The 14,180-nt window shown below is 46.2% G+C and carries 11 protein-coding genes; 4 read left to right on the top strand and 7 right to left on the bottom strand.

All coding sequences use genetic code 11. From position 1 onward, the window contains the following. Positions 1 to 21 precede the first annotated feature (21 nt). Together H8K52_RS01400 and H8K52_RS01395 are read right to left on the bottom strand one after the other, a co-directional pair. Complete coding sequence (locus H8K52_RS01400) at positions 22 to 2,286, bottom strand: helicase C-terminal domain-containing protein (RefSeq protein WP_186920715.1); 2,265 nt, start codon at positions 2,284 to 2,286, stop codon at positions 22 to 24. After that, positions 2,283 to 3,932: a VRR-NUC domain-containing protein gene (locus H8K52_RS01395; RefSeq protein WP_186920714.1), complete on the bottom strand. Its 1,650-nt coding sequence runs from the start codon at positions 3,930 to 3,932 to the stop codon at positions 2,283 to 2,285. Before H8K52_RS01395 ends, H8K52_RS01400 begins: the two co-directional genes overlap by 4 nt. 230 nt (positions 3,933 to 4,162) lie before the next feature. Between H8K52_RS01395 and H8K52_RS01390 the strand changes: the two genes are divergently transcribed. Next, positions 4,163 to 4,510 carry a sll1863 family stress response protein gene (locus H8K52_RS01390; RefSeq protein WP_186920713.1) on the top strand — a complete coding sequence of 116 codons (348 nt, stop codon included), beginning with the start codon at positions 4,163 to 4,165 and terminating at the stop codon, positions 4,508 to 4,510. Between the two features lie 447 nt (positions 4,511 to 4,957). On the opposite strand, the gene H8K52_RS01385 is transcribed toward H8K52_RS01390, so the two are convergent. Together H8K52_RS01385 and H8K52_RS01380 are read right to left on the bottom strand one after the other, a co-directional pair. Next, the gene (locus tag H8K52_RS01385) at positions 4,958 to 5,950 is read right to left on the bottom strand and encodes an NAD(P)/FAD-dependent oxidoreductase (protein ID WP_186920712.1); all 993 of its coding nucleotides are present in this window, start codon (positions 5,948 to 5,950) and stop codon (positions 4,958 to 4,960) included. Positions 5,951 to 6,111: 161 nt separating this feature from the next. Next, entirely contained in the window at positions 6,112 to 6,561 is a 450-nt protein-coding gene (locus H8K52_RS01380; protein WP_186920711.1) for a CBS domain-containing protein, read from the bottom strand. Positions 6,562 to 6,809: 248 nt separating this feature from the next. Between H8K52_RS01380 and H8K52_RS01375 the strand changes: the two genes are divergently transcribed. After that, positions 6,810 to 8,120 (top strand): O-acetylhomoserine aminocarboxypropyltransferase, encoded by a 1,311-nt coding sequence (locus H8K52_RS01375; protein WP_186920710.1) that lies wholly within the window; start codon positions 6,810 to 6,812, stop codon positions 8,118 to 8,120. 1 nt (position 8,121) lies between these two features. Next, on the top strand, positions 8,122 to 8,928 hold the full coding sequence (locus H8K52_RS01370) for an alpha/beta fold hydrolase (RefSeq protein WP_186920709.1): 807 nt from the start codon (positions 8,122 to 8,124) through the stop codon (positions 8,926 to 8,928). A gap of 492 nt (positions 8,929 to 9,420) precedes the next feature. Here the strand turns inward: H8K52_RS01370 and H8K52_RS01365 are convergent, their stop codons facing one another. The 3 genes from H8K52_RS01365 to H8K52_RS01355 are packed head-to-tail and all read right to left on the bottom strand — an operon-like array spanning position 9,421 to position 12,971. Further along, complete coding sequence (locus tag H8K52_RS01365) at positions 9,421 to 10,935, bottom strand: DUF4407 domain-containing protein (protein WP_186920708.1); 1,515 nt, start codon at positions 10,933 to 10,935, stop codon at positions 9,421 to 9,423. A gap of 7 nt (positions 10,936 to 10,942) precedes the next feature. Next, positions 10,943 to 11,725, bottom strand: coding sequence for a LytR/AlgR family response regulator transcription factor (locus tag H8K52_RS01360; protein WP_186920707.1), 783 nt, complete (start codon positions 11,723 to 11,725; stop codon positions 10,943 to 10,945). Further along, a complete protein-coding gene (locus H8K52_RS01355; protein ID WP_186920706.1) occupies positions 11,718 to 12,971 on the bottom strand; it encodes a sensor histidine kinase in 1,254 nt (417 codons plus the stop codon). Before H8K52_RS01355 ends, H8K52_RS01360 begins: the two co-directional genes overlap by 8 nt. A 257-nt stretch (positions 12,972 to 13,228) precedes the next feature. On the opposite strand from H8K52_RS01355, the gene H8K52_RS01350 reads away from it, so the two are divergent. Then, complete coding sequence (locus tag H8K52_RS01350) at positions 13,229 to 14,179, top strand: MBL fold metallo-hydrolase (protein WP_186920705.1); 951 nt, start codon at positions 13,229 to 13,231, stop codon at positions 14,177 to 14,179. The last annotated feature ends 1 nt before the right edge of the window (position 14,180 follow it).

Genomic DNA, 14,180 nt, shown 5'->3' with positions numbered 1-14,180 from the left:
GCTTTTATACTAAATTCAAGGTTAAAGCTGCCACCACCGTGGCAGCAATTCTTGAATTTGTGTCTGCTTAAACCGATCATCGATTAAGTAAATCACGCCGCGATCAGATGTTGTGCGAATGACTCTTCCCGCGGCTTGAACCACTTTTTGCAATCCTGGATACAAATAGGTGTAGTCATGACCCGTACCAAATAGATGTTGCATGCGTTGTTTAATCTGTTCGTTGATCGGGTTCAATTGCGGCAATCCTAAGGTCGCGATGAATGCACCGATCAAACGAGACCCAGGTAAATCAATGCCTTCGCTAAACGCACCTCCTAAAACCGCAAAGCCGATTCCTTGGCTGTTTTCTGTAAAGTTTGCGAGAAAGTTATTTTTCGCGGATTCATCCATCCGTCTCGTTTGCTTCCATACCGTAGCCTCGGGAAAACGTTCCTGAAATAAGCTAGCGACCTGATCCATATAATCAAAGCTGCTAAAGAAAGCGAGATAAGCGCCAGGTAGTTCCTTGAATTGTGTTGCCATTAGTTCAGCGATGGGTGCCAAGGATTGCTGACGATCAGCGTAACGGGTTGATACTGATCCAACGACATGTACAGTCAATTGTTCCGCGTTGAATGGCGATTCCACATCGACCCATGCAGTGTTGTCGGGCATGCCTAGCAAATCGCTATAGTAGTTCCAAGGACTTAAGGTCGCCGAGAATAAGGCACTGGTGTGAGTCGCTTTGAATCTAGGTTGGAGAAACGGTGCGGGAACGATGTTGCGAATGCAGAGTACTGAGCCGAACTTTGATGTGTTTATATCGAAAATCGAATGCTCGCCAAAACTCTCGCTTAGTCGAATGAACAGCAATGCGTCGAAATAAAAATCTTGTAGTAGTGGATTGATCGTTGATGGATGCTCCACAAAATACGCACCAATTTCGCCACACAGCGATGCCAATGCCTTAATGAATTTATCTGGCAGCGTGGCGTGTACTAGGTATCGATTTTCGTGTTTGTTAATGGTGTCATCAGATTTCTCTAATGTCAGCCATTGGCGATGAAGTCGGTCTAGCGCTTTCTTTAAAATTGTCGGAGCTTGCTTACGTACTTCTTTAAAACGCACATGACTCAATTCAGTCGTGTACATAGCACGAGCCCGCGACACCATATTGTGTGCTTCATCCACTAACAGACCAATCTTCCAACCGTTGCTCAACGTCAAACCATACAACATCGCATTAAGATCAAAATAGTAGTTGTAATCACCAATAATGACGTCGCTCCATTTCGCCATTTCTGTACTCAGATAATACGGACATACTTGGTGAGCTAACGCAAGCTCTCGCAGCTTTGCCTGATCGAGAATAGTGACCTGTGTAGCTGCCTCTCGCGCGGCGGGAAGACGATCATAAAATCCTTTGGCTAATGAACAGGAATCACCATGACAGGTGTTTTCTGGATATTCACAGGCATTGTTTTTGGAAACAAGCTCCAATGTTCTTAGCGATGTACCCGGCAATTTTTCCTGCAAGTTTTCAATTGCATTGAGCGCCAATTGGCGACCAGATGTTTTGGCAGCTAAAAAGAAAATCTTATCGAGCTGGTGTTCGGCACTAGCTTTCAGCATAGGGAAAAGGCTGCCAATAGTCTTTCCTATGCCAGTCGGCGCTTGTGCCAATAGGCAGCATGCCCGGTTGCTCGCTTTATACATCGCCTCGGCCAGAGTCCGCTGCCCTACTCTAAAGCTAGTATGCGGTAAGGGCATTTCACGCAGCACCCGATCACGCTGCTCGCGATGAGCCATTTCTTGTTTCGCCCACCTGAGAAACTGTTCACATAACTGTCTAAAGAAACTTGCTAACGACGCTGAGTCGTACGATTCGACCATCGGAGTCTCAGTCTGCTTATCGACGTCGTAGTAAATTAGCGCGACTTTCATTTCAGGTAATTCGAGTTTGAGACAGAGCAAGTGTGCATAAATTTTCGCTTGCGCCCAATGAAGCTGGCGATGATTGTCCGGTATCGATTGAAAGTCGCCACGATAGGTTTTGATTTCCTCGATCTGCACAAGATCGGGATCGAAACCATCTGCGCGACCTTTAATCCATAGTTCTTCAAAGCGTCCTTCAAGTCGCACTTCTCGTTGATAACTGGCTTTTCTGCGGGATGTGACTTGATTATGCCCTTCGATACCTTCTAGACCGGACGGTGAAGGGGTAAAGCGAAAATCCAAATCGCCCTGTTTGGCAGCAAATTCAACCAAGCTACGCACGGACACGATATACGGACTTTTGCTCACTGACTGTCCTCAGACCATTCGAGATAACAGACGGAAATCGGCATCTGATGTAAAGCGCAGTAATCGATCAAGCGCTTCTGATTGTCTTGAAGGCGATCACCTGGGCCTTTCACTTCTATCATGTTGTAACGCTTCTCTTGTGGCCAAAACTGGATCAGGTCTGGAAAGCCGTTTCTATTGGCTTTGATGTCAGACAAGATGCGATTAAACCAATGTTTCAGGTGTTCGGGCGGAATGCAATTTAATGCAAGATCAAGCAAGGTCTCGTCAAGCGCGCCCCAAAATACAAAGGGTGATTGAATACCATTCTTGACTTCAAAGGTTAGGCGGATGCTTGTGATATACGCATCTGTATCAAGTTGTGATAGGCAACGTGCGAAGTCCTCTTGCCGTCTCAGATGAAAATCCGCACTCGTTAAATCAACCGGTCCACGATGAAAAGGATGAAAAAAAGCACCGGGTATCGGTTTAAAAATCGCATCCCAACACAACAAGCCAAACAAGGAATTGATCAGGGTGTTTTCTACATAAAACACTGGCGTATCTTCGCTATGTAAAAAATCTCTCACTACACCTTCTACATAAAACGATTCTATTGGATAGGGCAATTGGAGTTCGATTACATGCACATCTGTAGCACTGATTGTCGATGATTTTTGATGTCCTAACTTGCGATTTAGGCGTGGTGCGCTACGTTGTAGCTGCTGCAGTTCGGCTTCACTTTCCGGTGCTGCTAAAGCTTCATTGAGTAATTGCAAGGCTTGTGCGCTTTGCCCTATTTTCTCTAACACCCGGATTTTACGTAGTCGTACGCCAAGATACGGTGTCTGTCCGTAAATCCTTAACGCCAAATTCCATTCTTTGAGCTTCTCTGCCTGTTGCCCTAGCTGGAATAAGAATTTGTGGCGACGTCGGGCTATCCAGCCATTGTCGATGTGTAGCCCAACGACTTCTTCAAAAACGATATCAATCGGTTCTTCTTGCTCAAACAAGTCTCGGCATTGCTGCAAAGCGATATAGTCTTCGATATCACGCCGAGTTTGAAAACCTCGCGATTCTTTTGAAATATCGATGGATTCATAGCGATAAATGCCGAGATCAGACAAGACAAATTCCGACCAGTCCTGATGCCAGTTACCAAAAAAGATCAAGCGCAGGCGATCACATAGTGCTTTGTTTTTAATTTGAACGACTACCTCTGTTGAAGTCGGGTACCAAGCTGAGTACGGTTTTGTCTCGGGCTCTAGCTCGCGCAAATAGGCCAACTGTTCCGCTTTGTTCATTTGCTTGTGAGGTGCCGTGAGTGCAAAGGCCAACACGATTTCCGGTTTCTGCAAAATATCAAAAAGCTGGTCAATCGAGAGCATTGGATCTAAGTCAACCCAACCAGCAGCAATCAGTGGCGCCAATGCAGCTTGCACATCGCCGATCTCTGCATAACTCAATTTACTTTGGCGGAAAAACTCGCCTTTGCGCATGACCATACGAACAAATATGGCACGAGCATTCTGAGGCATCTCGGAAAAACGACTGATCAACTGTCGTTCTTCGTCAATCAATACATCGTCATATCGTTCACATACCCAATCGAGTACCAACTGAAAGTTTTCAAGGTAATACAGAGGATTTTCTAAGACTGGTTTCATTACTATGTTTGGTTATGTGATTCTGCGTGCGAATGCGATTGGCAATTCAAGCTTACTTATACTGCGCTATATCTCGATCATCATTTTCTACGCGGATTGACGTAAAAATACCCTTCCTGATGATAACGCCAATCCCACGTCAATGTCACAGAGCTGGGTGTCTTACCGTACCGATCGTACCGAACTTTCAAGGTATCTTGATGTATCACTCACAGCAAAGGAACATCATTATGTCGCAAAGAGCGGAATACATTTCCAAAATGGAAGCGCAATTGGTTAAGTTGAATCAAAAGATGAGTAATCTTGAATCCGAAGCGCAGGAGGCGAAGGAGGACGCCCGTCAAACCTACAAGGAAGAGATGGAAAAGCTGCGTCTGAAATCCAAAGGTGCTATCGCCAAGCTCGAGGAACTAAAAGCGTCTACTGAAGATTCTTGGGATACGATGGTCAGCGATATGGAAAAAATGCATGAGGCATTTACCCACTCGTTTTTTTCAATTTTCCATAGCACTAAAACAGATGACGTTAAGGAAAAATTGCACATGACAGGACATACCGATGCCCATAAGAAGGCATGAACATTACGATCCCTATCACACAGAACAGGTTCTTCAGCATTATCTACAATAGCTTAGGAACAAAGTCATTTGCACATTTGAAACACCGAATAATCGAATTTTTTTAGATTTCAGTTAATTTTGCCTCATTTCTTGGAAAATAAAACTTGAAAAGCTGATTTTGTGCTGGCCATCACAAAATTAAAAGCTTGTTCAAATTAAGATTCGGCCATCGCTCTTAATTATCGCAAGTCAAGGAAAATAAAATGTTAGCTGCAATCAAAGATTATAAAGAATGGCGGAGTTACAAAGTCCCAATTGGTCAGGCATTGCGCTTGACCTTGAAAAGCAAATTAGCGATTCGCCAAAAGTAAAAATCGGGGACTGCCGTTTCTGATAATCATCAAAAAACGGCAGTATCTTGAATTAGCAATGACTGATTGCTGAGAAAGGTAATTCGCTGACCGATCAACCAATCGACTGCGCCATTGCTAATCCACTAAGAAATGCATTTTCAACTCGCCCTGCTCCCTCTAGTCCCGAGGCGAACCAGTCTCCACAAACACCAATTTTCGCCTTTGAGTCCCATAAATGGGATTCTGGTAGTGGTTTATCAGCTTGCGCGAAAAGCCAACGATGTGTGACCGCGTGTATGGCTTGAATTGGGGATCCGGTGGCTTCGTGAAATGCCTTGGATAATTTTTCTTTGGCACGCTCATGATCGTCTTCCAAGTGTTCCACACTCCACGCCGCTGTGGCATGACAGACCCAACGCTCACCAGCGCGGTGATCTGGCTTTGACGTATCGCGAGCAATCCAGCCCAAGCGAGAATTCGCCACCCAAGCGCCGTCATAATCCAGATTCAATGGGTGCTGAAATCCCAACATCAAAACCCAGCATGGCTGCAAGCGCACATCCGCAACTTGATGACTAAAGCTTGCGTGAGCTTTTAATAGAACAGAAGCTTGCTCCGGCGGAATCGCCATAATGACCGCATCAAATGGCCCCGCTGAAGCGGCTACTGGCACTTCATCGGTCTTTACAGACAAAATCCATTGTTCACCATGCGCTTCCAAGGCAACCACTTGTTGTTCCAATCGCACATCAACACCGTGCGCTAATTGTTTGCCTAACGAACTCATCCCTGGTACCGGAACATAGCGTTTGTTCTCATTTGTCACTGCACTGACTGCACTATGATCCAACTTAACTAATTTACTCTCCCAAGGAACGACCCATTCTAGTTTGAGCCAATCTGCGACTTCCTTCTTAAAACGGTCTGAACTCGCGGTGAAATATTGGGCACCGTGATCAAAGCCACCGAGTTCGGTTTGTCTTGTACTCATACGTCCGCTGACTCCGCGGCTTTTTTCATACACAGTGACGTGATGTCCTTGTGCCTGACATTGACGGGCTGCGGTCAATCCAGCTAATCCTGCACCGATGATGGCTACCTGCATACTTTTCTCCTTATTGTTTTAAACATCTGAACTTACTCGTAAACCTAGACATGACTTATCATTACTGAACAATACCGAGCTCAACTTTAACAAAACTCAACTTCAACAAATCTTTAAACAAAAAAAAACCCACAATTCACATCGTGGGTTTCGCACACTGATTAGTCTTTCTCGTCTTCCACAGGCCAGTCGCGGATATACGCCTTTAACATCTTATTTTCAAAACTTTGGGCTTCTAAGACAGCACGTGCCACATCGTAAAAAGAAATCACACCCATTAAAGTTTTTGCATCCATCACTGGCAAATAACGCGAGTGTTTTTCTAACATCATGCGTCTGACTTCGTTTACCTCAGTCTCCGGCGTCACGGTCATCGGATGATCATCCATGTATTTGCGTACTGTGCCATCGCCGAGAGAGCCGCCATTTTTGTGAACCGCACGAATGACTTCACGAAACGTCAACATGCCGACCAGATCACCAAACTCCATCACAATCAAAGAGCCGATGTCTTTTTCTTCCATGAAGCTTACCGCTTCTTTCATCGCTGTGTCAGGTGTAATAGTAAAAAGAATGTTGCCCTTTACCTGCAGGATTTCTGAAACCTTCATCGTATTCCTCCGTTCTGGTGAGTCTTGGCGGCTGTGCTGTTGACCTTCGTTGCACAAAGATACGTCCAATCTTTGCTTTCTTTCATCTAATGTATCGTAAGCATTCGGAAAAATCTAGTGATTCAGAACAAGTATTTTTGATTTTGCACATTATCTATCGATTCAAAAAATGATTGCACCATCAAGTCTTTTCAAAAACTTGCCAAGTGCGTAGGATGTCGGCATCCAATTAGGGAGAATACCAGTATATGAGCGGTCCAAAATACCCAGGCTTTGACACTTTGTCATTGCATGCCGGCGCCGTAGCCGATCCAGCTACCGGCGCACGAGCAACTCCAATTTATTTCACGTCCTCATTTGAATTCAAAGATTCCGATCATGCGGCATCTCTTTTCAATATGGAGCGCGCAGGCCATGTTTATAGCCGCATCACGAATCCAACCAACGCCGTACTCGAAGAACGTATGGCCGCGTTGGAAGGTGGTGTTGCCGGCATCGCGGTTGCTAGTGGGCAAGCGGCACTCCATCTCGGTTTATCCACGATCGCAGGCGCTGGTTCACACATTGTCGCATCACGTGCGCTGTACGGTGGCTCGCATAATTTGTTGGCCTACACCATGAAACGCTTTGGCATCGAGACCACATTCGTCGACCCACGTGATCTCGATGCATGGCGCAATGCAATCCGTCCGAATACTAAAGTGTTCTTTGGTGAAACCTTAGGCAATCCTGGTCTGGATGTATTCAATATCCCTGCCATCGCAGAGATCGCGCATGACAATCATTTGCCCTTGATGCTTGATTCGACTTTTACGACGCCATACTTGTTACGACCATTTGAACACGGTGCGGATTTGGTCTATCACTCTGCTACCAAATTTTTGTGCGGTCACGGTACCGCAATCGGCGGCGTCTTGATTGATGGTGGCACCTTTGACTGGCAAGCCGCGTATGAAAAAACTGGCCGGTTTGCTGAGCTTTGCGAACCTTATGAAGGTTTCCATGGCATGGTGTTTAGCGAAGAATCGACAGTCGGTGCGTTCTCCTTACGTGCACGGCGTGAAGGTTTGCGCGACTTCGGCGCCTGCATGAGTCCGCACAATGCCTTTGCCATTTTACAAGGGATAGAGACATTGGGATTGCGTATGGATAGACACGTAGCAAACGCACGCAAGATAGTTGAATTTTTATCCGCACATGCCGCGGTGGAATCCATCGCTTTTCCAGAGCTTGAATCACATCCCGATTATGAGCTGGCGAAAACATTGCTCCCCAAAGGCTGCGGTTCCGTCTTTAGTTTCAATATCAAAGGTGATCGCGCCGCAGGTCAACGATTTGTCGAATCACTGAAAGTTTTCTCACACCTCGCCAATGTCGGTGATGCAAAATCCTTGGTGATACACCCTGCTTCCACCACGCACTTTCGCGTGCCAGCCGAGCAGCTAGCTGCATCCGGTATCAGCGAAGGTACGATCCGTCTTTCAGTCGGTTTAGAGAGTGTCGACGATTTAATCGAAGATCTTGCACGTGGTTTGAAAATGGCACAGAAAGGCAAATAAGATGCACCTAACGATACAAAACAAAGAAGTTTACGCGTACACGGGTGGCAAAGCCTTTAATCCTAATTTGCCGACCATTATCTTGGTTCATGGTGCGCAAAATGATCATTCCGTCTGGGCTTTACAGTCACGTTATTTAGCGCATCATGGTTTTAGTGTGTTAGCAGTCGATCTGCCCGGACACGGTCGTAGTGTTGGTCCAGCGTTAAGTAGCGTAGAAAAACTGGCGGCTTGGCTATTAGAATTAATCGAACTCAGCGGCGTACAACAAGCCTTTGTGGCTGGTCACAGTATGGGCTCGCTGATCGCTTTAGAAGCAGCCAGCATGGCACCGGAGCGCATACAAAGACTCGCTTTGCTAGGCACTGCTTTCCCGATGAAAGTCTCGGACGCACTGCTATTTTCAGCGCAGCACGATGAACAATCGGCGATTGATATGGTGAATATTTTTTCCCATAGCAGCATGGCGCACAAACCATCTTGCCCCGGACCTGGCTTCTCGGTGATGAATGGAAGTATGCGCTTGATGCAAAGAATTTCTGCTATCAATCCGGATCAAGTCTTCTTCAACGACTTCACCGCTTGCAATACGTATTTAAATGGCGAAGAAGCGGCGAAAAAAGTGCAATGCCCGACTCTATTTTTATTAGCTCGTCAGGATATGATGACACCGATCAAAGCCAGTGCCTTGCTGTCGAATGCAATCAACAACAAGCAAATTCACATCATAGAAAATTGTGGACATTCGATGATGAGTGAACAGGCTGATGCGGTGCTCAATGCTTTGGTTGGATTTATGAAGAATTAGATCCTAATTCATTTTTTAAATTAAATTTCTCTGTCGTTCCCGCGTAGACGCACTGCTGTCCGGAATAATTTTATTGACAGTTTTATTTTGATACTCCCTTCGCCCGCAAGCGGGAGAAGGGACGGGGATGAGGGAGTTTCAGGTTCGATTAACGATATTTAAGAATTTAAAAAGCGATTTCTTCACCACTTCGCCTTAAAAATTACGATGCAACTTCTGAACCACCCTCACCCTAGCCCTCTCCCGCTCGCGGGAGAGGGAACCTTGACAGCCACCACTTATCGTACTTTTTCAAGTCCATTCAAACAACGTCATCGTGCAACTCAAGCATCATCAGCATTTCCCTAATATCCCAAATATTATTCCGGACAGCAGTGCGCGTAGACGAGAACCTAGTGTCGCAACACAGTTCAAGGTGAAGTCACTAGATTCCCGCTTTCGCGGGAATGACAAATTGCACAATCAAGCTTCCTCAAATTTATACTCTTGAATTTATACTTTTAGTTCCTGCAAGCCGGATAAACTAGTCACAATTTTCGCGATCGTTTCTTGTACCATATTTTCTACACGCGGATCAATTCCTCCAGCGTTCAAAATAGTCGACTCCATCGTCAATTGCTGAATCGCCTCTAGCTGCAATAAATGCAGTTTCAAGGCCTCAACATTGAAACGCAAATCGACATCGAGTTCCTTTAGCTTCCTGTGCAATTGGATTTCCAACTCTTGTTCCAAACGAACCCGCGCTTGCGCTATTTGTCCATCATCCGCCAGCCACACCGCTTGTTCCCCTTTTGCTTGCATACTCGCTTGCAAACGTCCGGTCGCGATTTGTTCTTGTTGGGTTTGCAGTTGCGCGTTGATCTGATCCTGTGTTGCCATCTCCATGCTATTAAACTTCAAATCAACATCAGTCGTCGACGTAAACTTCACCAAAATCGCCACCATTTCAATCGCAAAAAACCAGGTCAACCACCAAATCAATTGAAAGCGACGATTCGCATCATTGCGAACTAAATCGGCCACGGCGGCAAAATCGGCAGCGAAACCCGATTGCGCAGCGAGAGTAATTTTTTTCTCTTGCGACTCGCTCAGCGCGACCTCTTTTTGTTTAGCCTCGCCGATATGAGTTTGCACCTGATTTTGCTCATTCAGCAGCACTTTTTTCTCGACGTTTTTCTGTTGTTTCCACTCCAATAACTTTGTCATCACAACGCCGTCGGCTGTTTGACATGGTGCTTTGGCTGCATTCAACTTTTGATTCAGTGCGTCGATCTTTGCGTCTAACAAGGCATCTGCAACGTTGATGTTTTTCTGCGCCAGTAAGGGACGCAATTGGCGTTGCAAGGCAATATCTGTTTTAGCAAAAGCTTGCCAGCACACTTTGGCTCGTTGTCGATAGGCTGCCAAATCAGGCGGATCACTTGCAAGCAACAAATCAACCTGTTTAATGGCACCTTCCACGCGGGTCGCATCATTGCGCAAGGCTGGCAAGCCAACAGCTAATTGAGCAGACTGCATATTATCAATCAACCGCGTCCGTGCCATTTCGCCCACTTTGACATCAATCTCAGCGCGATTACTTTCCACAAAGAAGGGATATACCATGGTCGACGCCGATAACAAGGCTAACAATCCACGCCAGCCTAAGCCAAATAACTTCTTCCACCATGCAGCATCAGCACGAATACTGATCAACATTTGCCGTTCTAAACACCATTGAAATGCAGCCCAGATTAGACCAGCAATAACGGCTCCCCAACTGGAAATTGTGCTCATGGTCGCGAGCATGTGTCCCATGCCGTAGCCAGAAAAAATCGCAAAGAAAATGACCAGCGAACCTATGCCATAGTATTTATGTCGCCCCCGAATGAAACGATAAGTGCCCTGCTGATCACGCTCTTCCAAAACATCCAGCGGAACTGCTGCAGATAGCGCAAGAAAACTCAGGGCGGCGCGCCGCCACTGCCAGCTGTCAGATGCAGTGGCGGAATTTACTGAAGCATGCATGTTGACCTCACATATTGCGAAATAAAACCATGAAAGGCTGGCTGACCGTTAAAGTCTCAGGTCGTGTTTTCAGCTTGACGATGCCCTTCCCTGTATCGTCGCGCGCAATCGAGGCGATCGCCTTTAAGTTGACGATGGTGGAACGATGAATTTGTTTGAAGATATTCGCGTCGAGTAATTCAAGCAACTCACGGATGGGTTTGCGTAACAAGGATTCGCCCTCCGCAGTCATCACGACGGTGTATTTATTGTCTGCTTTAAAGTACGCGACATCATCGATCATGATTAGTTTGGTTTCACTTCCAGAGCTTGCTGTGAGCCAAACTAGGGGTTCGTTTTTTGGAGCACCTTGAAATGCAGCGATACTTCGGCCGTTTCCGAGATTTAGCTGTTGCAATAAGTCGGCAACCGCGTTCAATTCTTTCGCCGCACGGTTTTGCAGACGTTGCACGGTGGCAGAAAGACGATCATAGGTGACAGGTTTTAACAAGTAGTCGACCGCACCTTTTTCAAACGCGTCTATCGCATATTGATCATACGCAGTAACAAAGACGATTTGCGTGTGCGGACTATGGTCTTTCATCGCTTCAGCAATGTCTATGCCACTCAAGCCTGGCATACGAATATCTAAGAAGGCAATATCCGGCTGGCTTTCGATAATCGCTTCGAGCGCACTGGCACCATCATCACAAGCTGCTACAATCTCCAAGCCAGGCCAAACTTTGCCCAGCTGTTCTAGGAGCGCTTCTCGCAACAAACTTTCATCTTCGGCGACGACACATTTAGGCATGATGTTCTCCCTGGATAAAGGTGGTGGGCACATTAATTGTGGCGGCAACACCGTTCGGGAAGTTTGCTACGATACCAAAACTAGCGGTATTGCCATACGCGAGCCGCAAACGCTCACGCACATTACGCAAACCAATACCGGTACCCGCCCCTTCCACGCTAAAGCCGCGGCCATCATCTGCCACAGTTAATGCCACATTATTTTCATGTGCTCGCGCCAAAATCCAAATCGTGCCGCCGCCTGTTTGCGGCTCTAGACCGTGCTTGATTGCATTTTCCACCAAGGTTTGCAACATCATGCTAGGGAACAGAACTGGCTTCAAATAATCGGGTACCTCGATTTGCACTTGCAGACGCGATCCCATACGAATTTTCATAATATCAAGATAGGCACGTGTTCTCTCTAACTCAACGCCGATGGTAGATGGTGTGTCTTCGGTTTTTGGTAAAGAGTGGCGCAGATACGTAATTAAATTACCCAGCATGTGATCGGCGCTAGCTGGGTCAGAACGGGTCAAAATTTGTGCACTGGCTAAGGTGTTATACAAAAAATGCGGCTCAACTTGTGCATGTAAAAGATTTAGCTTGGCGACGGTCAATTCTTTCTCTGTCACCGTTTGTTGAGCAGCGGCCTTTTCATTTTTGCGTAGTTCAGCAACACGGCGCGAGATCGCACGTCCAAGTGCCAAAGCATTTTCCAAATTCACCCCGCTATCTAACAGAAACCAATCAGTCCACCCCGCACGAGTTGGCTCACAAATCATCATGACGCTACAAGCATCAACGCCAGGCGACACAGTCGCATAGATTTGGTTATCGCCACCGGTCAGCCATTGTGTGACTGGCCATTTTCGCCAAAATTCATCTTGAAATGGTGCAATGCGGTTGATCTTAGCGCGAACTTGCAGGCTGTCAGCTGCACTATCGACCCGTTCGGCACCCGGCAATTCACGAATGGATGCCTCAATCAACGCAAATGCTGCATTCGCATCCAAAGGTAATTCAATTTGGCGACGATGACGATTAGCCAGTGTGGTTGAATTCACTGGTTGGTCTATCAAACGTACGCGATGAATATGTGAGAACGCTGTCATGGCAGCAAAAAAAGTCCCAAGCATTAAAAGAAAGGGAACGATATTGGGCGGGCTACTTCTAAATAGGCCTTCGAAAATAAATAACACAATTAGCAAACCAAGCCCGCCCCAGGCCGCGCTCGTTCGCAGAACTAACACTAATCGACTCCACATTTTATTCTCCTGAAAAATTCTATTAGTTCAATAAAACCGATCACTCTTCTTGATCCGTTATTTGCCATAACATCTGCAATGAATGAAGAATAAAGGCTCAACATTGAACTCACCCGCATTATCCGATGAAAGACAAAAAATAGAGATAAAACCGACAATTTAGGGAGTGGAAATACCCAACTGATTTGACTTTAAGAACTGTCAAGTTACACTGCCACACAGAATACTGTTCAAATACCCACCGACCTATCATCCACATGAAACAAAGTCGCCGCCACTTCTTGCAACAAACTGCCTTTGCTGGCTTCACCGCTTCTACTAGTTTAGCCACTGGTCTGGTGAAAGCGACGAATGAAAGTGCAATGCGTTTGATTTTACTTGGCACAGCTGGCGGCCCCACCCCGAAGAAAAATCGTGCAGCGCCTGCACAATTGATCATGATCAATGATGAAGCTTATCTCATTGATTGCGGCAATGGCGTTGCTCAACAAGTGGTCAAAGCGGGCATTAAATTATCAGCCATACGCCATGTATTTTTGACGCATCATCACTCTGATCATAATGCGGACTATGGCAACTTAATGCTTTTGGCTTGGGCGGCAGATTTAGACCATCGAATCGATACATACGGCCCACCGCCTTTAAAGCGAATGACTCAGCAGTTTTTGGCCTTAAACGATTACGATATTCAAACCCGCATACACGATGAAGGACGCCGTCCGCTCAAACAATTGATTTATCCGCATGAGTTACAACATGACAGTGTTGTCATGCAAAACCAACATGTGAAGGTGAGCGCCGCACGTGTAGTTCACCCACCTGTAAAACCGGCGTTTGCGTATCGTTTTGATCATCAAGGTAAATCCATTGTCATCTCTGGCGACACAAGCTATTCGGAAAATTTAGTGCGCTTAGCTCAAGGCGCTAATATCTTAGTACATGAAATTATGCACACAGCGTCCTTAGATCAATTGCTCGCAACTGAACCTAACGCCACTCGCTTGAAAGAACATTTGCTCGCCAGTCATAGCACCGCCGAACAAGTCGGACGAGTAGCAACGCAAGCTAACGTGAAAAAATTGGTGCTTTCACATTTTGTGCCTGGGGGTTATCCCTACTTAGAAGATCAAGTTTGGTTGGACGCCGTACGTCCCTATTTTGATGGTGAAATTATTGTTGGTAGCGATTTGATGGAAATCCAGGTCTAGG

The organism is Affinundibacterium seohonense, from assembly GCF_014284305.1.
In the GTDB taxonomy this organism is placed as follows: Bacteria; Pseudomonadota; Gammaproteobacteria; order Burkholderiales; family Burkholderiaceae_D; genus Undibacterium; species Undibacterium seohonense.
This window is presented reverse-complemented; position numbering and strand designations above follow the sequence as displayed.